Origin of the sequence: Pseudomonas sp. NPDC090592 (genome assembly GCF_044769185.1) — a bacterium.
In the GTDB taxonomy this organism is placed as follows: Bacteria; Pseudomonadota; Gammaproteobacteria; order Pseudomonadales; family Pseudomonadaceae; genus Aquipseudomonas.
On sequence record NZ_JBIVXJ010000001.1, the window covers coordinates 84,144 to 103,268 of the forward strand.

General features: G+C 61.9%; 19 protein-coding genes. 12 read left to right on the forward strand and 7 right to left on the reverse strand.

The annotated features are described in order from the left end of the window. The first annotated feature begins 469 nt into the window (after positions 1-469). The 8 genes from ACIQUI_RS00385 (at position 470) to ACIQUI_RS00420 (ending at position 7,601) form a co-directional block, all read left to right on the forward strand. Positions 470-1,795, forward strand: a complete 1,326-nt coding sequence (locus tag ACIQUI_RS00385; RefSeq protein WP_403194038.1) for an OprD family outer membrane porin — start codon at positions 470-472, stop codon at positions 1,793-1,795. A 165-nt stretch (positions 1,796-1,960) separates the two neighbouring features. Then, positions 1,961-2,599, forward strand: coding sequence for a peroxiredoxin (locus ACIQUI_RS00390; RefSeq protein WP_016497546.1), 639 nt, complete (start codon positions 1,961-1,963; stop codon positions 2,597-2,599). A 285-nt stretch (positions 2,600-2,884) separates the two neighbouring features. After that, positions 2,885-3,478: an NADPH-dependent FMN reductase gene (ssuE, locus tag ACIQUI_RS00395; protein WP_403194040.1), complete on the forward strand. Its 594-nt coding sequence runs from the start codon at positions 2,885-2,887 to the stop codon at positions 3,476-3,478. Between the two features lie 85 nt (positions 3,479-3,563). After that, positions 3,564-4,529, forward strand: coding sequence for a sulfonate ABC transporter substrate-binding protein (locus tag ACIQUI_RS00400; RefSeq protein WP_012270043.1), 966 nt, complete (start codon positions 3,564-3,566; stop codon positions 4,527-4,529). Between the two features lie 59 nt (positions 4,530-4,588). Next, complete coding sequence (gene ssuD / locus ACIQUI_RS00405) at positions 4,589-5,737, forward strand: FMNH2-dependent alkanesulfonate monooxygenase (RefSeq protein ID WP_403194044.1); 1,149 nt, start codon at positions 4,589-4,591, stop codon at positions 5,735-5,737. Positions 5,738-5,747: 10 nt separating this feature from the next. Continuing rightward, complete coding sequence (ssuC, locus tag ACIQUI_RS00410; protein ID WP_403194046.1) at positions 5,748-6,545, forward strand: aliphatic sulfonate ABC transporter permease SsuC; 798 nt, start codon at positions 5,748-5,750, stop codon at positions 6,543-6,545. Continuing rightward, on the forward strand, positions 6,542-7,354 hold the full coding sequence (ssuB, locus tag ACIQUI_RS00415; protein WP_403194049.1) for an aliphatic sulfonates ABC transporter ATP-binding protein: 813 nt from the start codon (positions 6,542-6,544) through the stop codon (positions 7,352-7,354). The genes ssuC and ssuB overlap by 4 nt, the downstream gene beginning before the upstream one ends. A 31-nt stretch (positions 7,355-7,385) precedes the next feature. Then, positions 7,386-7,601 (forward strand): molybdopterin-binding protein, encoded by a 216-nt coding sequence (locus tag ACIQUI_RS00420; RefSeq protein WP_008095172.1) that lies wholly within the window; start codon positions 7,386-7,388, stop codon positions 7,599-7,601. A 131-nt stretch (positions 7,602-7,732) separates the two neighbouring features. Here the strand turns inward: ACIQUI_RS00420 and ACIQUI_RS00425 are convergent, their stop codons facing one another. From ACIQUI_RS00425 to ACIQUI_RS00440, 4 genes are all read right to left on the reverse strand, one after another. Continuing rightward, positions 7,733-8,365 carry a TetR/AcrR family transcriptional regulator gene (locus tag ACIQUI_RS00425; protein WP_403194052.1) on the reverse strand — a complete coding sequence of 211 codons (633 nt, stop codon included), beginning with the start codon at positions 8,363-8,365 and terminating at the stop codon, positions 7,733-7,735. Next, positions 8,365-9,942, reverse strand: coding sequence for a glutamate--cysteine ligase (gene gshA / locus ACIQUI_RS00430; RefSeq protein WP_403194055.1), 1,578 nt, complete (start codon positions 9,940-9,942; stop codon positions 8,365-8,367). Before gshA ends, ACIQUI_RS00425 begins: the two co-directional genes overlap by 1 nt. Positions 9,943-10,095: 153 nt before the next feature. Next, positions 10,096-10,479 carry a PaaI family thioesterase gene (locus ACIQUI_RS00435; protein ID WP_403194057.1) on the reverse strand — a complete coding sequence of 128 codons (384 nt, stop codon included), beginning with the start codon at positions 10,477-10,479 and terminating at the stop codon, positions 10,096-10,098. Beyond that, positions 10,479-12,803, reverse strand: coding sequence for a Tex family protein (locus tag ACIQUI_RS00440; protein WP_403194059.1), 2,325 nt, complete (start codon positions 12,801-12,803; stop codon positions 10,479-10,481). Before ACIQUI_RS00440 ends, ACIQUI_RS00435 begins: the two co-directional genes overlap by 1 nt. A 217-nt stretch (positions 12,804-13,020) precedes the next feature. On the opposite strand from ACIQUI_RS00440, the gene ompR reads away from it, so the two are divergent. Together ompR and ACIQUI_RS00450 are read left to right on the forward strand one after the other, a co-directional pair. After that, on the forward strand, positions 13,021-13,746 hold the full coding sequence (gene ompR / locus ACIQUI_RS00445; RefSeq protein ID WP_403194062.1) for a two-component system response regulator OmpR: 726 nt from the start codon (positions 13,021-13,023) through the stop codon (positions 13,744-13,746). 28 nt (positions 13,747-13,774) lie between these two features. After that, positions 13,775-15,088: an ATP-binding protein gene (locus ACIQUI_RS00450; RefSeq protein WP_403194065.1), complete on the forward strand. Its 1,314-nt coding sequence runs from the start codon at positions 13,775-13,777 to the stop codon at positions 15,086-15,088. A 113-nt stretch (positions 15,089-15,201) separates the two neighbouring features. On the opposite strand, the gene rimK is transcribed toward ACIQUI_RS00450, so the two are convergent. After that, complete coding sequence (rimK, locus tag ACIQUI_RS00455; RefSeq protein ID WP_012316721.1) at positions 15,202-16,107, reverse strand: 30S ribosomal protein S6--L-glutamate ligase; 906 nt, start codon at positions 16,105-16,107, stop codon at positions 15,202-15,204. Continuing rightward, positions 16,104-16,586, reverse strand: a complete 483-nt coding sequence (locus ACIQUI_RS00460) for an ATP-dependent zinc protease (protein WP_328825613.1) — start codon at positions 16,584-16,586, stop codon at positions 16,104-16,106. Before ACIQUI_RS00460 ends, rimK begins: the two co-directional genes overlap by 4 nt. Positions 16,587-16,695: 109 nt before the next feature. On the opposite strand from ACIQUI_RS00460, the gene ACIQUI_RS00465 reads away from it, so the two are divergent. Then, entirely contained in the window at positions 16,696-17,097 is a 402-nt protein-coding gene (locus ACIQUI_RS00465) for an RNA-binding S4 domain-containing protein (protein WP_403194408.1), read from the forward strand. Positions 17,098-17,207: 110 nt separating this feature from the next. On the opposite strand, the gene ACIQUI_RS00470 is transcribed toward ACIQUI_RS00465, so the two are convergent. Further along, the gene (locus tag ACIQUI_RS00470; RefSeq protein WP_403194068.1) at positions 17,208-18,002 is read right to left on the reverse strand and encodes a phosphatase PAP2 family protein; all 795 of its coding nucleotides are present in this window, start codon (positions 18,000-18,002) and stop codon (positions 17,208-17,210) included. A 119-nt stretch (positions 18,003-18,121) separates the two neighbouring features. On the opposite strand from ACIQUI_RS00470, the gene hslO reads away from it, so the two are divergent. After that, a complete protein-coding gene (hslO, locus tag ACIQUI_RS00475; RefSeq protein WP_403194071.1) occupies positions 18,122-19,021 on the forward strand; it encodes an Hsp33 family molecular chaperone HslO in 900 nt (299 codons plus the stop codon). Positions 19,022-19,125: the final 104 nt, after the last annotated feature.

The window sequence follows — 19,125 nt, forward strand, 5'->3', positions numbered from 1 at the left end:
GCCCCGGCACTATCTGCGGCGCAGCTGAGATTTTTGGGGGGCGCTTCGCACCCCATCGCGACACAAGGCCGCTCCTACAGGGACCGAGTGAGGCGCACATGGACGAATGGCGAAATCAGAGCTAACTGCTAGGCTTTTTCGTCCCTATAGAACGATACGTTATTAGGTTATGAGCAAACGTTTGCAAATAACCAAAAGTTATTAATCGCTGGTCTGCTACAACGAATGGCAGTAAAGGTTCCAACCATATTCCGTAAAAATCTTATCAATTCACAAAACGGTCATTTTGGATTTATAGGATTGTCATTATCCTGTAGCGCAGGTGGCGTCTTAGACCAAAGTCGCGAAACGTTTAGAAACGATTGACTTAATGGTCACGCTTTGGGACTAAATCGCCAATCCACGGTGAGCGGGGCAGCAGACCCCTCCGCCAGAGATACACAAGAATTAGAACGTAGAGGAGCAAAACATGTATAAGTCCAGCCTGGCCGTGGCCGTGGCACTGGGGGTTTTCGCCCAAACAGCAGGCGCTGCCGGTTTCGTTGAAGACAGCAAACTGTCGCTCAGCTCGCGCACCATGTACTTCAATGACGATAACCGCGAAGGTGGTGCTGACAACCGTGAGTCGGGTCAGGGCTTCAAGCTCGACTACCTTTCCGGTTTCACCCAAGGCACCGTAGGCTTCGGCGTTGACGTACAAGCTCTGTGGGGAATTCATCTCGACGGCGGCCGCGGCAAACATCCGAATAGCAGCACCTTCTTCCCGAGCGACACCGATGGCTCCGCAGTGAGCCAGTGGGCTCGTATCGGTGGTAATGCCAAGGCCCGCTTCTCCAAAACTGAAGCTCACTTCGGTAGCGCGCTGGCACCGAACCTGCCGATTCTGGTCTCCAACGATGGTCGTTTGCTGCCGCAAACCTTTGAAGGTGGCACCATCCAGTCGAAAGAAATCGACAACCTGACCATCAATGCCGGCCAGCTGACCCATGCCATGGGTCGTGCTTCGAGCAACCGCACTGGCCTGTCGGTCAACGGTGCAACTGCCGACAGCAACAAGTTCATCTACGGTGGTCTGGACTACAAGCTCACTCCTGACCTGACACTGCAGTACTACTACTCGAATCTGAAAGACTTCTACAAACAGCACTTCCTGGGTGCTACCCATGTCTTCAAGATTTCCGATGACCAATCGTTCAAAACTGACCTGCGCTACTTCGACAGCAGCAGCGATGGCAAGAACGGCCCTGGCGAATACAGCTTCAACAACAACGGTGGCTATCGCAAAAACAATGGCGAGGTCGACAACAAGACTTGGTCTGCCATGTTCACCTACACCTTGGGCGGCCATGCGTTGATGCTGGGTCATCAACAGGTCAGTGATGACGGTGGTTTCGTCTGGCTGAACCAAGGTTCGGTAACTGATAGCAATGGCCGTCCAGAAGGTGCTGGTGGCGCAAGCTTCTACCTGTTCACCGATAGTATGATCAACCAGTTTGCCCGTGCTGGTACCAACACCACCTTCGGTCAGTACAGCTATGATTTCGCTCAGGCTGGCGTGCCTGGCCTGAAGGCTTCGGTCGCTTACCTGCGCGGTACGGACATTCGTAACTTCTCTGGTAATGGTACTTACCACGAGTGGGAACGTGACGCCCGCATCGACTATGTAATCCAGGAAGGTACCCTCAAGGGCCTGGGTGCCAGCCTGCGTCATGGTATCTACCGTGGTGAGGGTGAAGCTCCGGTCGATAAGGATCAAACTCGCTTCATCGTGAACTACACTTACAACTTCCTGTAAGCCGTAGCTGAACAAGAAGCCTCGCCTAGTGCGAGGCTTTTTTGTGCCTGCACATTCGTATGCCCTGTGGTTATAAATAAATCGTCATTTATTCTTTTTGTTTTTAACCAAACGCAGGCACATTGAACCCATACGCTACAGAACCCAGCCAAGGAGCCGCAGCCCATGAGCCTCAAACTCGGCGATATCGCCCCCGATTTCGAACAGGATTCCAGCGAAGGCAAGATCCGCTTCCACGAGTGGCTGGGCAACAGCTGGGGGGTGTTGTTCTCCCACCCGGCCGACTTCACCCCGGTGTGCACCACCGAGCTCGGCCTGACTGCCAAGCTCAAGGACGATTTCGCCAAGCGCGGGGTCAAGGCCATTGCCCTGTCGGTAGACCCGGTCGACTCGCACCACAAGTGGATCGAGGACATCAACGAAACACAGAACACCGTGGTCAACTTCCCGATCATCGCCGACGCTGACCGCAAGGTCTCCGACCTGTACGACCTGATCCACCCGAACGCCAGCGACACCCTCACCGTGCGCTCGCTGTTCGTGATCGATCCGAACAAGAAGGTGCGCCTGACCATCACCTATCCGGCCAGTACCGGGCGCAACTTCAACGAAATTTTGCGGGTAATCGACTCGCTGCAACTGACCGACAACCACAAGGTCGCCACGCCGGGTAACTGGCAGGACGGTGACGAAGTGGTGATCGTGCCTTCGTTGAAGGACGAGGAAGAGATCAAGCAGCGCTTCCCCAAAGGTTACCGGGCGGTCAAACCCTATCTGCGGCTGACCCCGCAGCCCAATCGTTAATGGATTCCTCGTTGCATTGCTCTTAGCCAAGCAGGGATTTTCGGGCCGTTTCGACGGCCCTTTTTTATGCCTGTAAGAACTGTGTGGGCTTCTTCGCGGGCGCGCCCGCTCCCACAGGGATAGCGCAGCTCTCAAGCTTTGCGCGGCCACTGTGGGAGCGGGCATGCCCGCGAATAGGCCTGGAACATGAAATCAAAATGGAATAACCAAATGAAAAAATATGATTTCTAGATATATGCGGTGACTGTTAATGTCACTCCCAACAGAACACAAGGAAGCGCTGCAATGCTGGTGGTATCAATCGGTGGTAGCCCAAGCCCTCGTTCACGCTCCGGCGTGTTGCTGGAGCGTTCGCGCCAGTGGCTGCAGAACCAAGGCGTCGAGGTCGTGACGTTCCAGGTACGGGACTTCCCCGCCGAAGACCTGCTCCACGCCCGTTTCGACAGCCCGCATGTGCAGCACTTCCAGCAGCTGGTAGCCCAGGCCGATGGCCTGATCGTTTCCACCCCGGTGTACAAGGCGTCGTTTGCCGGTGCACTGAAAACCTTGCTCGACCTGCTGCCTGAGCGCGCCCTGGCCCACAAGATCGTGTTGCCAATCGCCACCGGCGGCAGCATCGCCCACATGCTGGCGGTGGATTACGCATTGAAACCCGTGCTGTCGGCACTCAAGGCACAAGAGACCCTGCAAGGGATCTTTGCCGACGACAGCCAGGTAGCTTACGCAGAAGGCGCAAAGCCCGCGCAATTGGTACCGGCGCTGGAAGAACGCCTGCTGGACTCGCTGGAAACCTTCCACGTTGCCTTGGCCCGCCGGCCACGCCCCGTGGCCCCCGGCGTACTGAATGAACGCCTGATCAGCGCCCGCTGGAGCATCTGACCGGCACAACCCGCTTCACCACCTTACTAGCCCGACAACGAGGCAAGCAGGTGCAACCCGAACCTCATTCGCACAGGAGAGCGCCATGCGCACAGTCTTCTTGCGTCGCGGTCTGGTCGCCCTGTTTGCGGCGGCTGTGTCCTTCGGCGCCATCACTCAAGCCCAGGCCGAAAGCCTGCGTATCGGTTACCAGAAATACGGCACCCTGGTGCTGCTCAAGGCCAAGGGCACGCTGGAAAAGCGCCTGGCCGAGCAGGGCGTACAGGTGCAGTGGACCGAATTCCCCGGCGGCCCGCAGCTGCTTGAAGGGCTGAACGTCGGTTCCATCGATTTTGGCGTTACCGGCGAGACCCCGCCCGTGTTTGCCCAGGCTGCCGGCGCCGATCTGCTCTATGTGGCCTACGAGCCGCCTGCGCCGCACAGCGAGGCGATCCTGGTGCCGAAGGGCTCGCCGATCCAGTCGGTGAAAGACCTCAAGGGCAAGAAAGTCGTCCTCAACAAAGGCTCCAACGTGCACTACCTGTTGGTCCGTGCCTTGGAAGACGCCGGCCTCAAGTACAGCGATATCCAGCCGGTCTACCTGCCTCCGGCCGATGCCCGCGCCGCCTTCGAGCGTGGCAGCGTCGATGCCTGGGTGATCTGGGACCCGTACCAGGCTGCCGCCGAGCAACAGTTGCAAGCGCGCACCTTGCGTGACGGCAAGGGCCTGGTCGACAACCACCAGTTCTACCTCGCCACCCGCAACTACGCGACCCAGCACCCGGCGGTGATCAACACCGTGATCGAAGAAGTGCGCGCCGTGGGCGAGTGGTCCCAGGCCAACCCGCAGGAGGTGACCGATCAGGTTGCACCGCTGCTCGGCCTGCCCGCCGACATCACCCTGACCTCGGTCAAACGCCAAGGCTACGGCGCCGCGCCGCTGACTCCCGAGGTCGTGGCCGCACAACAGAAAATCGCCGACACCTTCCAGGCGCTCAAGCTGATACCCAAGCCGCTGAGCATCAAGGACGTGATCTGGACACCCCCGGCCAAGGTCGCTAGCGCGCCTTGATTGATTCGCCTGTGCCGGGGCACCGCCCTGGCTGAGCCACCCTTGAGGAGACAACTCCAATGAGCCTTAACATTTTCTGGTTCCTGCCAACCCACGGTGACGGCAAGTACCTGGGCACTTCCGATGGTGCGCGTGCGGTTGACCACGGGTACCTGCAACAAATCGCCCAGGCCGCTGACCGCCTTGGTTTCGGCGGGGTGCTGATCCCCACCGGCCGCTCCTGTGAGGATTCCTGGCTGGTGGCCGCGTCGCTGATCCCCGTTACCCAGCACCTGAAATTCCTGGTCGCCCTGCGCCCCGGCATCATTTCGCCGACCGTGGCGGCCCGACAGGCAGCCACCCTGGACCGCCTGTCCAATGGCCGCGCGTTGTTCAACCTGGTGACCGGCGGCGACCCGGACGAGCTGGCCGGTGATGGCCTGCACCTGAACCACCAGGAGCGCTACGAAGCCTCGGTCGAGTTCACCCGTATCTGGCGCAAGGTGCTGGAAGGTGAAAACGTCGACTATGACGGCAAGCACATTCAGGTGAAGGGCGCCAAGCTGCTCTACCCGCCGATTCAGCAACCACGCCCACCGCTGTATTTCGGCGGTTCGTCCGAAGCCGCCCAGGACCTCGCCGCCGAACAGGTCGAGCTGTACCTGACCTGGGGCGAGCCACCCGCAGCGGTTGCCGAAAAGATTGCCCAGGTGCGCGAAAAGGCAGCTGCGCAGGGCCGTGAAGTGCGCTTCGGTATTCGTCTGCACGTGATCGTGCGTGAAACCAACGAAGAAGCCTGGGCCGCCGCCGACAAGCTGATCTCGCACCTGGACGACGACACCATTGCCCGTGCCCAGGCCTCGCTGTCGCGCTTCGACTCGGTGGGCCAGCAACGCATGGCTGCCCTGCACGGCGGCAACCGCGACAACCTCGAAGTCAGCCCTAACCTGTGGGCAGGCGTTGGCCTGGTCCGCGGCGGCGCCGGCACCGCCCTGGTGGGTGATGGCCCGACTGTGGCTGCACGGGTAAAGGAATACGCCGATCTGGGGATCGATACCTTCATCTTCTCGGGTTACCCACACCTGGAAGAGTCGTACCGGGTTGCCGAGTTGCTGTTCCCGCACCTCGACGTACAGCGCCCGGAGCAACCGAAAAGCGGCGGCTATGTGAGCCCGTTTGGCGAGATGGTGGCCAACGACATCCTGCCCAAGTCCGTGTCGCAGAGCTGAGGGCCGGGCCATGAGTCGTGCAACTTCTTCCAACCTGTCCCAGCGCCTGGCGCCGTGGGCGCTGCCGGTACTGCTGTTGGCAGCCTGGCAACTGGCGGTCAGCGCTGGCTGGCTGTCGACGCGCATCCTGCCGGCACCCAGCGCCGTGGTCAGCGCCGGTGTCGAGCTGGTACGCAGCGGTGATATCTGGACCCACCTGGCCATCAGTGGCTGGCGTGCCGGCCTGGGCTTCGTCATCGGCGGCAGCATCGGCCTGGTGCTGGGCTTCATCACCGGCCTGTCGAACTGGGGCGAACGCCTGCTCGACAGCTCGGTGCAGATGATCCGCAACGTGCCCCACCTGGCGCTGATCCCGCTGGTGATCCTGTGGTTCGGTATCGACGAGTCGGCAAAGATCTTCCTGGTCGCGCTGGGCACGCTGTTCCCGATCTACCTGAACACCTACCACGGCATCCGCAACGTCGACCCGGCGCTGGTGGAAATGGCACGCAGCTACGGCCTGTCGGGCTTCAGCCTTTTCCGCCAGGTAATCCTGCCGGGCGCGCTGCCCTCGATCCTGGTGGGCGTGCGCTTTGCACTGGGCTTCATGTGGCTGACCTTGATCGTGGCCGAGACCATTTCGGCCAACGCCGGCATCGGTTACCTGGCAATGAACGCCCGTGAGTTCCTGCAGACCGACGTGGTGGTACTGGCCATTGTCCTGTACGCCGTGCTCGGCAAGCTCGCCGACCTCGCCGCCCGCGGCCTGGAACGTGTGTGGTTACGCTGGCACCCGGCCTATCAAGTGGCCAGGAAGGAGGGCGCATGACCGTGCTCAAGGAACAGCCGCCACGCCTGCTGCGTGGCATCCCGCTGGCTTCCAACGGCCTGCGCAAGGCCTTTGGCCAGCGCGAAGTGTTGAAAGGTATCGACCTGCACATCCCGGCTGGTCAGTTCGTCGCCATTGTTGGCCGTAGCGGCTGCGGCAAGAGCACCCTGCTGCGCCTGCTGGCCGGGCTCGACCGGCCTACTGCCGGGCAGCTGCTGGCCGGCGCTGCGCCGCTGGAAGAGGCCCGTGAAGAAACCCGCCTTATGTTCCAGGACGCACGCCTGCTGCCGTGGAAGAAGGTGATCGACAACGTAGGCCTGGGCCTTTCTGGCGACTGGCGTTCACGAGCACTGGATGCACTCGAGGCGGTTGGCCTTGCCGACCGCGCCAATGAGTGGCCAGCGGCACTGTCGGGTGGCCAGAAGCAGCGTGTGGCGTTGGCCCGTGCGCTGATTCACCAACCGCGCCTGCTGCTGCTGGACGAGCCGCTGGGTGCGCTGGATGCATTGACCCGGATCGAGATGCAGCAACTGATCGAACGCCTGTGGCGTCAGCATGGTTTCACCGTGCTGCTGGTTACTCATGACGTCAGCGAGGCAGTAGCCGTGGCTGACCGGGTGATCCTGATCGAGGACGGCGAGGTCGGGCTCGACCTCACTGTCGACCTGGCACGGCCCCGGGCGCGTGGTTCGCACCGCCTGGCCGCGCTGGAAGGCGAAGTGCTCAACCGTGTTCTGTCGGCCCCGGGTACTGCGCCCGAGCCGGACCCTGTAGCCCCTCTGCCCACGCAGTTGCGTTGGGCTCACTGAATCCCAGAAGCCATAGAGAAGGAATTACATCATGACTATCAAAGCCATCAACGTGCGCAACCAGTTCAAAGGCACCGTGAAAGAAATCCTCGAAGGCCCGGTACTGTCGGAAATCGACGTGCAGACTGCCTCGGGCATTGTGACTTCGGTCATCACCACCCGCTCTGTGAAGGAGCTGGAGCTGCAGGTGGGCAGCGAAGTGATTGCCTTCGTGAAGTCGACTGAAGTGTCTATCGCCAAGCTGTGATGGTGCTGCTCGATATTGGGGCTGCTTTGCAGCCCTTCGCGGGCACGCCCGCTCCCACATTTTGCCGCTTTACGCAGGACCATGTGGGAGCGGGCGAGCCCGCGAAGGGGCGCAAAGCGGCCCCAATAATCTCAGTCGGAACGCTTGGCCAGAAACGGCGGCAAATACAGCCCCAGATACGCCTCGAACACCCGCTTGCCTTCCTCGGCCATGCGCGGGGTGATCGCCTCGTGCAGCTGCACCGACCGCGCATACACCCGGTCGCTCAGCTCCATGGCCAGCGCGAACACGTCCACGTCCAGCGGCATCACCGGCAGGTGAAAATGCTGGTCGAACAACTTGTGCATCAAGTCGCCCAATTCCATGTCGTGCTGCCGGTCGGCCTGCACCACCTCACTCAGTCCATGCTGGGCCAGGATCAACTGCCGCGCTGCGGCATCGCCGTTATAGATCTCAAGCATGCGCTCTTCGATCAGCCGTGACAGCTCGTGCCAGGTGCTGAACATGCTGCTGTCGATGGGGGCGCCCAGTGCCTCGCGAAACGCCCGGTGCACGTCGGCAGTCAGCGCTTCCAGCAACGCCGGCACGCTGGCGAAAAAGTGATACACCGACGACGGCGGAATCTGTGCCCGCTCGGCCACGCTGTAGATGGACAGCGCCGCCACCCCGTGTTCGGCCAGCAGCTCACGTGCAGCCGCCAGGATCGCTTCGATCCTGGCCTGGCTGCTGGCGCGCGGCTTGCGCGGGGTGACGGTGCGGTTCATCAGTTGCTGATGGCCAGGATGCTAGCCTGGTAGGCGCCGACGAACAGGTCGAAGTCACCGACTTCTTCCTGTTCCAGCTCCGATTGCTTGGCAAGCGAGTCGCGGGCCAGTGTTTCGAAGGTCTGTTGCTGCTCGTTGCTCAGTGGCTGCTCGCGGAAGGTTTCGGCGTGGATCCGGCTTTGACGCAGGGAGAACTGGACGAAGGTTTCGTCGTGTTCGGTCATGCGTGCCAGCACCTGGGCCGACGGTGTCAGCGAGGTATCGTCAACCTTGGCCTGCTGTGCATCCAGTGCCTTGGCGTGCTCATCACCGCCTTGAGCCTGGTCGAGCAGGTCGGCCAATTGCCGGATACGTTCGATCAGCTCGCTGGCCCAGTCTTTCAAGCCGATCGGCTGGCCGTCGCGGTGCAGCTTCAGGCCTGGGCGGCGGCCTTCCTTGACCACGGTCAGGAAGTTGCTGGTGCACTGGCTGCATTCGCCATTGTCCAGCTGCGGGCTGTCTTCCAGCGCGCAGAACAGCAGGAACGCATCGAGGAAGCGCGCCTCGGTCAGGTCGATGCCCACGGGCAGGAACGGGTTGATGTCCAGGCAACGCACTTCCACATACTGCACGCCGCGCGAGGTCAGGGCCTGAATTGGCCGTTCGCCCGTGTAGGTGACCCGCTTGGGGCGGATGTTCGAGTAGTACTCGTTTTCGATCTGCAGGATGTTGGTGTTCAGCTGCACCCACTCGCCGTCCACGTGCGTGCCGACTTCCACGTAAGGCGGGTAGGGCGTGCCCACCGCCTTGCGCAGGCTGTCGGTGTAGCTGGCCAGGTTGTTGTAGCACGGCGTGAGGCCGGCCTGGGCGTTGCTCTGGTAGCCCAGGTCACTCATGCGCAGGCTGGTGGCGTAGGGCAGGAACAGGGTTTCGGCGTCCAGCTCTTCGAGCTGGTGCGGGCGGCCACGCAAAAAGCCTTTGTCCAGCGCTGGCGACGCGCCGAACAGGTACATCAGCAACCAGCTGTAGCGACGGAAGTTGCGGATTAGCGCGATGTACGCCGACGACTGGTAGTCGCGGTTGTCTTCAGTGCTGCCTTCGGCTTCGCGCAGCAGAGGCCAAAGGGCTTCGGGCAGCGAGAAGTTGTAATGGATACCGGCGATGCACTGCATGGTACGGCCGTAGCGCAGGGCCAGGCCCTTGCGGTAGACGTGCTTGAGCTTGCCGATGTTCGAGGTGCCGTACTCGGCAATCGGGATGTCCTCCTCGGCCGGCAGCGTGCACGGCATCGACGGGCTCCACAGGTATTCGTCGCCCAGCTTGCTGTAGACGAAACGGTGGGTCTGTTCGAGGCTTTCGAGCACCTTGGCCGGGTCGGGCAGGGCTGGGGTAATGAACTCCAGCAGCGACTCGGAATAATCGGTAGTGATCTGCTCGTTGGTCAGCGCCGATCCCAGGGCTTGCGGATGCGGGGTCTGGGCCAGGCGACCTTCATCGGTCACGCGCAGGCATTCGCGCTCAATACCGTGCAGGCACTGCTTGAGCAGGGGGAGATTGGCGCCGAGCAGGCTCAGGCGGCGGTTGAGGAGGTCGCTCAAGATGTATTCCTTCACGCGTCAGTCGCCCCAATATGGGGGTAGAGATAACGGTCTACAAGGGTAGGAAGAAAGGAACTGGCGTTGTCGCCTGGTTTACGCGGTTCCAGCAGTGCCAGCGCACTGCTGAAAATACCGCAGATACTGCTTGGTGAGCTAGAGAACCGCGAAGGTTCCTTGCGCTTTCGCCACCAGTTTGTCGCCCTGGACTACGTCGGCGTCGACCACCAGGGTACGCCGCCCGGCGTGCAGCACACGGGCAGTGCACACCACTTCGCCGTCACTCACGGCACGCATGTAGTTGATCTTGCACTCGATGGTGACGCTTTGCTGGTCAAAGCCATGGCTGGCCGAGCAGGCCAGGCCCATGGCGATGTCCACCAGGCTGAAGATCGCCCCGCCGTGCAGCTTCTGGCCCCGGTTGCGCAAATGCGGTTCGAGCGGCAGGGCCACTTCGGCAACACCTGTTTCCAGGCTTTGCAGGCGGCAGCCCAGCAGCTGGCTGAAGGCGCTTTCGACGTATTCGCGTGGTACGTCCATCACTTCTTCTTCAACTGCTTGGCGTTGGCGAACAGCGAGGCCATGGCGTTGTTGGCCGGTGCGGCAGTGGCAGTTTCACGCTGGCGTGGGGCCTGCTGCTGACGGTTGCCGCCATTGCCACGGTTGCCGCCGCGGTTGCCTTCGACCTTTTCGCCCGGGGTGTCGCTCATGCGCATGGACAGGCCTACGCGCTTGCGCGGGATGTCCACTTCCATGACCTTGACCTTGACCACATCGCCGGCCTTGACCGCTTCACGCGGGTCCTTGATGAACTTCTCCGACAGCGCCGAGATGTGCACCAGGCCGTCCTGGTGCACGCCGATGTCGACGAAGGCACCAAAGTTGGTGACGTTGGTCACCACGCCTTCGAGGATCATGCCTGGCTCCAGGTCCTTGAGGTCTTCGACGCCGTCCTGGAAGGTGGCGGTCTTGAACTCGGGGCGCGGGTCACGGCCAGGCTTGTCCAGCTCTTGCAGAATGTCGGTGACGGTTGGCAGACCGAAGGACTCGTCGGTGAATTTCTTCGGGTCCAGGCGCTTGAGGAAGCTGCTGTCGCCGATCAGCGAGCGGATGTCGCGGTCGGTGTCGGCAGCAATGCGTTGCACCAGCGGGTAGGCTTCGGGGTGCACTGCAGAAGCGTCCAGCGGGTTGTCGCCGTTCATCACGCGCAGGAAGCCGGCGGCTTGTTCGAAGGTTTTTTCACCCAGGCGGCTGACCTTTTTCAGCGCCGCACGGGTGGCGAACGGGCCGTTGGCATCGCGGTGGGCGACGATGTTCTGTGCCAGCGTGGCGTTCAGGCCAGAGATACGGGTCAACAGCGCCACCGAGGCGGTGTTCACATCCACGCCCACGGCGTTCACGCAGTCCTCGACCACGGCGTCCAGGCCGCGTGCCAGTTTCAGCTGGGACACATCGTGCTGGTACTGGCCGACACCGATGGATTTCGGGTCGATTTTCACCAGCTCGGCCAGCGGGTCCTGCAGGCGGCGGGCGATCGACACGGCGCCACGGATCGAAACGTCCAGGTCCGGGAACTCGCGGGCGGCCAGTTCAGATGCCGAGTACACCGACGCGCCGGCTTCGGAGACCATGATCTTGGTGATTTTCAGCGCTGGGTACTTTTTCACCAGCTCGGCGACCAGCTTGTCGCTTTCGCGGCTGGCGGTGCCGTTGCCGATGGCGATCAGCTCTACCGAGTGCTTGGCGCACAGCGCGGCCATGATAGAAATGGTGCGGTCCCAGTCGTTCTTCGGCGCGTGCGGGTAGACCGTGGTGTGGTCCAGCAGCTTGCCGGTGGCATCGACCACGGCGATCTTGCAGCCGGTGCGCAGGCCCGGGTCGAAGCCCAGGGTGGCACGCGGGCCGGCCGGTGCGGCCAGCAGCAGGTCGTGCAGGTTGTGGGCGAACACGTTGATCGCCTCGCCTTCGGCGTTGTCGCGCAACTCGCCGAACAGGTCGGTTTCCAGGTGGGTGTAGAGCTTGACCTTCCAGGTCCAGCGCACCACTTCGCCCAGCCACTTGTCGGCCGGGCGGCTGCGGTTTTCGATGCCGACGTGGTTGCCGATCATCACTTCGCACGGGTGCAGGGTGCCAGGCAGCTCTTCGCCCACTTTCAGCGAGGCGCTCAGCACGCCTTCATTGCGCCCGCGGAAGATCGCCAGGGCACGGTGCGACGGGGCGTTGCGCAGCAGTTCGTCGTGGGCGAAGTAGTCGCGGAACTTGGCGCCTTCTTCTTCCTTGCCGGCCACCACACGGGCGCTGAGCACCGACTCCTGCTTGAGGAAATTGCGCAGCTTGTCGAGCAGGGCGGCGTCTTCGGCGAAGCGCTCCATCAGGATGTACTTGGCGCCTTCCAGCGCAGCCTTGACGTCGGCCACGCCTTTTTCGGCGTTGACGAAGCGTGCAGCTTCGCTCTCCGGGGCCAGGGCCGGGTCGTTGAACAGGCCATCGGCCAGTTCGCCCAGGCCGGCTTCCAGGGCGATCTGGCCTTTGGTGCGGCGCTTCTGCTTGTACGGCAGGTACAGGTCTTCGAGGCGGGTCTTGGTGTCGGCCAGCTTGATTTCGCGGGCCAGTTCCGGGGTCAGCTTGCCCTGTTCCTCAATGCTGGACAGGATGCTGGCGCGGCGCTCGTCGAGTTCGCGCAGGTAGCGCAGGCGCTCTTCCAGATGGCGCAGCTGGGTGTCGTCCAGGCTACCGGTCACTTCCTTGCGGTAACGGGCGATGAAAGGCACTGTCGAGCCTTCGTCCAACAGGCCCACGGCCGCCTCGACCTGCTGGGGGCGTACGCCCAGTTCCTCGGCGATACGGCTGTTGATGCTGTCCATGTAAACCACCTGACATTTGTGAATACGGGGGTCGCCTGTGGGCTTTTCGCCCGGCGGCGCTGGATGAAAGCCGCGCATTATACCCATCGCAAACCGCTTGCGGTGATAGCGCCCGGCCAGCCGGAACTGGCGCCCGGGGAAAAATCTGCTAACAATGCTCACGCAACGTGCAGCAATTGCTACGCCATAATGCGCGGCGATATCAGAGGAGTTATTCATGACCGCCACCGCAACCACCGCTGAAGGTGAAAAGATTCTCATCGTCGACGACGACCCGGGGCTTAGCAGCCTGCTGGAACGTTTCTTCGCCAGCAAGGGCTACCGTGCCCGCGCGGTGCCCAACACCGAGCAGATGGGCCGCCTGCTGCAGCGCGAGGTGTTCAACCTGGTGGTGCTCGACCTGATGCTGCCGGGCGAGGATGGCCTGTCCGCGTGCAAGCGCCTGCGCCAGCAGAACAACCAGATCCCGATCATCATGCTCACCGCCAGAGGCGACGAGCTCAGCCGTATCAAGGGCCTGGAACTGGGTGCCGACGACTACCTGGCCAAGCCGTTCAACCCGGACGAGCTGATGGCCAGGGTCAAGGCCGTGCTGCGCCGCCAGGCACCGGCAGTGCCGGGTGCTCCGGGCAGCGAAGACGAGTCGGTCACCTTCGGCGACTACGAGCTGTCGCTGGCGACCCGCGAACTCAAGCGTGGCGACGAAGTGCACATGCTTACCACCGGCGAGTTCGCCGTGCTCAAAGCCCTGGTGATGCATGCCCGCGAGCCGCTGACCCGCGACAAGCTGATGAACCTGGCTCGTGGCCGCGAGTGGGATGCACTGGAGCGCTCCATCGACGTGCAGATCTCGCGCCTGCGCCGCCTGATCGAGCCGGACGCGTCCAAGCCGCGTTACATCCAGACTGTCTGGGGCGTGGGCTACGTGTTCGTGCCGGACTGAAACGCAGGTAAATGATGTCTCGTCGTCCATGAAAACACCGCTCTGGTTTCCGCACAGTTTCTTCGCCCGCACCCTGTGGCTGGTGCTGATCGTCGTCCTGTTCAGCAAGGCTTTGACCCTGGTCTACCTGCTGATGAACGAGGATGTGTTGGTCGACCGTCAGTACAGCCACGGTGTGGCGTTGACTTTGCGCGCCTACTGGGCTGCCGACGAAGAAAACCGCGACAAGATCGCCGAAGCAGCAGGGCTGATCCGCGTGACCGGCTCGGGCGTGCCCGAAGGGGAGCAGCACTGGCCCTATAGCGAAATCTACCAGCGGCAGATGCAGGCCGAGCTGGGCGAAGACACCGAGGTGCGGTTGCGTATTCATGCGCCACCGGCGCTGTGGGTGAATGCGCCAAGCCTGGGCCCCGGCTGGCTGAAAGTACCGCTGTACCCGCATCCGCTGCGCGGGCAGAAGATCTGGAACGTGCTGGGCTGGTTCCTGGCCATCGGTTTGTTGTCCACCGCTTCGGCGTGGATTTTCGTGCGGCAGTTGAACCAGCCGCTCAAACGCCTGGTGTTCGCCGCCCGCCAGCTGGGGCAGGGGCGCAGCGTGCGCCTGCCGATCAGCGATACGCCCAGCGAGATGACCGAGGTGTACAAGGCCTTCAACCAGATGGCCGAGGATGTCGAGCAGGCCGGGCGCGAGCGCGAGCTTATGCTGGCAGGGGTTTCCCATGACCTTCGCACGCCGTTGACCCGCCTGCGGCTGTCGCTGTCATTGTTGAACAGCGACAGCGACTTGAGTGATGACATGGTCCGCGATATCGAAGACATGGACGCGATCCTCGATCAGTTCCTGGCCTTTATCCGCGATGGGCGGGACGAGCCGTTGGAAGAGGTCGACCTGGCGGACCTGGTGCGTGAAGTCGTAGCGCCGTACAACCAGCCGAAAGAGCGCGTGCGCCTTTGCCTGGAGCCGATTCCGCCTTTCCCGCTGCGCCGGGTTTCACTCAAGCGCATGCTGGGCAACCTGATTGGCAACGCCCTGCACCATGCTGGCAAAGGCGTAGAGGTGGCTGCTTATGTGTCGGGTGACGAGAGTGCACCTTACGTGGTGCTGAGCGTGCTGGACCGTGGCACCGGGATCGACGAGTCGGAGTTGGAGACTATCTTCAACCCGTTCATTCGTGGCGACCGGGCGCGGGGCGGCAAGGGCACCGGGTTGGGGTTGGCGATCGTCAAGCGGATTGCGGCGCAGCATGGCGGGAATGTGGAGCTGCGCAATCGCTCTGGTGGCGGGATTGAGGCGCGGGTGCGGTTGCCGCTGGGGCTGTTGTTGCCGCGTAATGCTGTGTGAGATTCAACGGCCCCTTCGCGGCTAAAGCCGCTCCCACAGGTTCTGCGCTAGCTTCGAGCCAACACGGTACGTGTGAGCGGCTTTAGCCGCGAAGAGGCCGGCACAGGCTTACGTCAGCCTTTCCCCTTGGTCCGGGTCTGATTAGGCCCGCCATTCTTCTCAAGGTGCTCGATGATCATCCCGGCCACGTTCTTGCCGGTGGTCACTTCGATGCCTTCCAGCCCCGGCGACGAGTTCACCTCCATCACCAGCGGCCCATGGTTTGAACGCAAGATATCCACACCCGCCACGCTCAACCCCATCACCTTGGCCGCACGAATCGCGGTGATCCGCTCTTCAGGGGTAATCTTGATCAGGCTGGCGACGCCCCCTCGGTGCAGGTTGGAGCGGAACTCGCCCGGCTTGGCCTGGCGCTTCATCGAGGCAATGACCTTGTCGCCCACCACGAAACAGCGGATGTCGGCGCCACCGGCCTCCTTGATGTACTCCTGCACCATGATGTTCTGCTTGAGGCCCATGAACGCCTCGATCACCGATTCGGCCGCCTGGGTGGTTTCGCATAGCACCACACCGATGCCCTGGGTGCCTTCCAGCACCTTGATCACCAGCGGCGCGCCATTGACCATCTGGATCAGGTCGGGGATGTCGTCGGGCGAGTGGGCGAAGCCGGTAATCGGCAAGCCGATGCCACGCCGTGACAACAGCTGCAACGAGCGCAGCTTGTCGCGCGAGCGGGCGATGGCCACCGACTCGTTGAGCGGGTACACGCCCATCATTTCGAACTGGCGCAGTACCGCGCAGCCATAGAAAGTAACCGATGCGCCAATGCGCGGGATCACTGCATCGAAGCCTTCCAGCGGCTTGCCACGGTAGTGGATCTGCGGCTTGTGGCTGGCAATGTTCATGTAGGCCCGCAGGGTATCGATCACCACCATTTCGTGGCCACGCTGGGTACCGGCTTCGACCAGGCGGCGGGTGGAATACAGACGCGGATTGCGCGACAGCACAGCGATCTTCATGCAGCACCTGTGACAGGAGAGAGAGTGGCCGGAAAGGCCGGTTTGTCTTGTACGTATTTCAGGCCAGGGTTGACCACCAGTTGGCCGTGGATCAGCGCCTTGGAGCCCAGCAGCAGGCGATAGCGCATGCTCTTGCGGCAGGCCAGGGTAAATTCGACCTCCCACACACGATCACCCAAGGCCAGTGACGTGCGAATGACATAACGGGTCTGGGCGTGACCGTTGGAGCTTCTGATGGTTTTTCTGTTCACCAGCGGCGCCTCGCAGCGCCGGTGACGCAGTTGTACCACTGTGCCCAGGTGTGCAGTGAAGCGTACCCAGGGCTGGCCATCGCGCTCGAACGGTTCCACCTCGGTAGCGTGCAGGCTGGAGGTGCTGGCCCCGGTGTCGATCTTGGCACGTAGCCCGGCCACGCCGAGGTCAGGCAGGGCGACCCACTCGCGCAGGCCGATCACAGTCAAATGGTCAAATGTCTTCACGAAGCGCACCCTGCGAATAAGGTGGTGAACTGTAAGCATGGCGGGGACTTTTTGCATCCGTATGTGAAGGTAGTACAGTTCGATGAAAGACAGAATCCGAGGTAACGGGATGGCACAAAAAGCCGAAGACGACGACAAGGTTCGCCTGGACAAGTGGCTGTGGGCGGCGCGTTTCTACAAGACGCGGGCGCTGGCCAAGGCGGCGATCGAGAGCGGCAAGGTGCATTGCCGGGGCGAGCGTTGCAAGCCGGGCAAGGAGCCACGCGTGGGTGACGAGTTTGTGCTGCGCACCGGGTTCGATGAGCGCACTGTGGTGGTGAAGGCGTTGTCGGTGGTGCGGCGTGGGGCGCCGGAGGCGCAGACGCTGTATGAAGAGACTGAAGAGAGTGTGCGGCGCCGGGAACAGGCGGCTGAGTTGCGCAAGGCCGGGGCGATGGGCGTGACTACTGATGGGCGGCCGAGCAAGAAGCAGCGGCGGCAGATTCATCAGCTGCATGGGAGCTTTGAATAGCTAGGGCCGCTGTGGGAGCGGGCTTGTCCCGCGAAGGTGGCTACGCGGCGCATGGCACCGGCTTCGCCGGTGTTCGCGGGACAAGCCCGCTCCCACACAGCCCCGGGGATCTAGCGCATCACCGCCAATCGTCCGACCAACGGTAGCTTGGCCGCAATCGAAAACAAAGGCGCCGTCCAGCGCATCAATGCTTCACTACCCTTGGCCGCCAACGGCGTGTAGTAGCTCCAGCCCAACGCCAGCACCGCCATCAGCAACCCGCCTATATAGTCATCCTGCCCCCAGTGGGCACCGGCAACCAGGCGCGGCAGCATGAACAGCACCGCCAGCCCCCAGACCACCAGAAACTGCACCAGTCGGCGGCTGAACACGCTCATGAACAGGGCCCAGATCAACAGCACCGAAGCGTGATCACCCGGGAAACTCTTGCTGGAGCGGTCCTTCAGCTCCCAAGCCTTCTCCAGGTTCGGGTAGTAGTCACTCAGGTGCACCACGTCGTCGAACATCATCGACGGGCTCTTGTGTTGCCAACCGGCTGCATCCACCCACTTGGAAAACAGCGCGCGAATCACCACTAAGAGGAGTAGCGTGACCAGAAAGCCGAAAAACGCCTGACGAACCTGGGCTGCCTTGAACACCCAGTCACCGCGGATAAGCACTGCCAGAAGGATCAGGCCGACGACGATGTCGAACGGGCGCAGGCTGCCGACGGTCCAGATGTAGCGCCAGGTGGTGTTGTCGGCCAGTGGCGCATTAAGGCTGTGGAACAGCCACTCGTCGAAAGTCAGGCACAAGATCTGGCCAATGGGCCATAACCAGAAACACAGTAGAGCGATGGGAAGCAGCGTACAGGCTGCCAATGGCCCCAAGGACCACCTTGCTTGGAACAGTGGTCGATTGTCCATAAAATACCTCTATTGCAAACAGGAATCGGAGCGCTTTTTGAGCGCTCTGTCACGGGTTCTCGCAGTTTTTCGATAACCCTTGTAATCATTTTGTCATCATTTTTAGATAGCCAAAACCTATGAGCGATTTGCCTGATACCGATTTCACCCAACGTTTCATCTTCGACGAGCGCGATGTGCGCGGCGAGTGGGTGTCTCTCGACGACAGCTACGCCGCGGTGCTGGCGCGTCATGAATACCCGCAGCCGGTGCAGGCGCTGCTCGGCGAGCTGATGGCCGCCACCGCCTTGCTGGTCGGCGCGCTGAAGTTCGATGGCCTGTTGATTCTGCAGGCGCGTTCGGCCGGGCCAATCCCTTTGCTGATGGTCGAATGCTCCGGTGAGCGTGACATCCGCGGCATGGCCCGTTATGAAGCCGAGCAGATCCCGGCCGATGCCACCCTGGAGCAGCTGATGCCCGGCGGCCACCTGACCCTGACCATCGACCCGGTCAAGGGCCAGCGCTACCAGGGGACCGTCGACCTTGATGGTGCCAACCTGTCTGAATGCTTCACCAACTACTTCGTACAGTCGCAGCAGCTCAATACCCGCTTCTGGCTCGACACCTCCAGCGGCAAGGCGCGTGGCCTGTTGCTGCAGCAGCTGCCGCGTGATCGCCAGCCTGACGATGAGGAGCGCGAAGAAAGCTGGCAGCACGTCGTGGCCCTGGCCAAGACGCTGAAGCTTGAAGAATGGGCGCTGGACAACGAAACCCTGCTGCACCGCCTCTACCATGAGGATGCCGTGCGCCTGTTCGATATCGAGCCTTTGCGTTTCCACTGCAGCTGCTCGCGCGAGCGCTCGGGCAATGCGCTGGTCAGCCTGGGCGAGGCTGACGCCAAGGTGCTGGTTGAGGAATGTGGCGGGCAAGTGGAAGTCGATTGCCAGTTCTGTAACGAGCGCTATCTGTTCGATGCCAGTGATGTGGCACAACTGTTTGCCGGTGGCGGCACTGACGCGGCCTCAGAAACTCGCCACTGAAACGGTTAATCACAGGATAATCTCCTGTCTAATTGCGCAAAAGCGCGGTTACGACAGGAGGGGCCTACTTTTTTTGGGCGTTTCTGGCATAATCCGGCCACTTT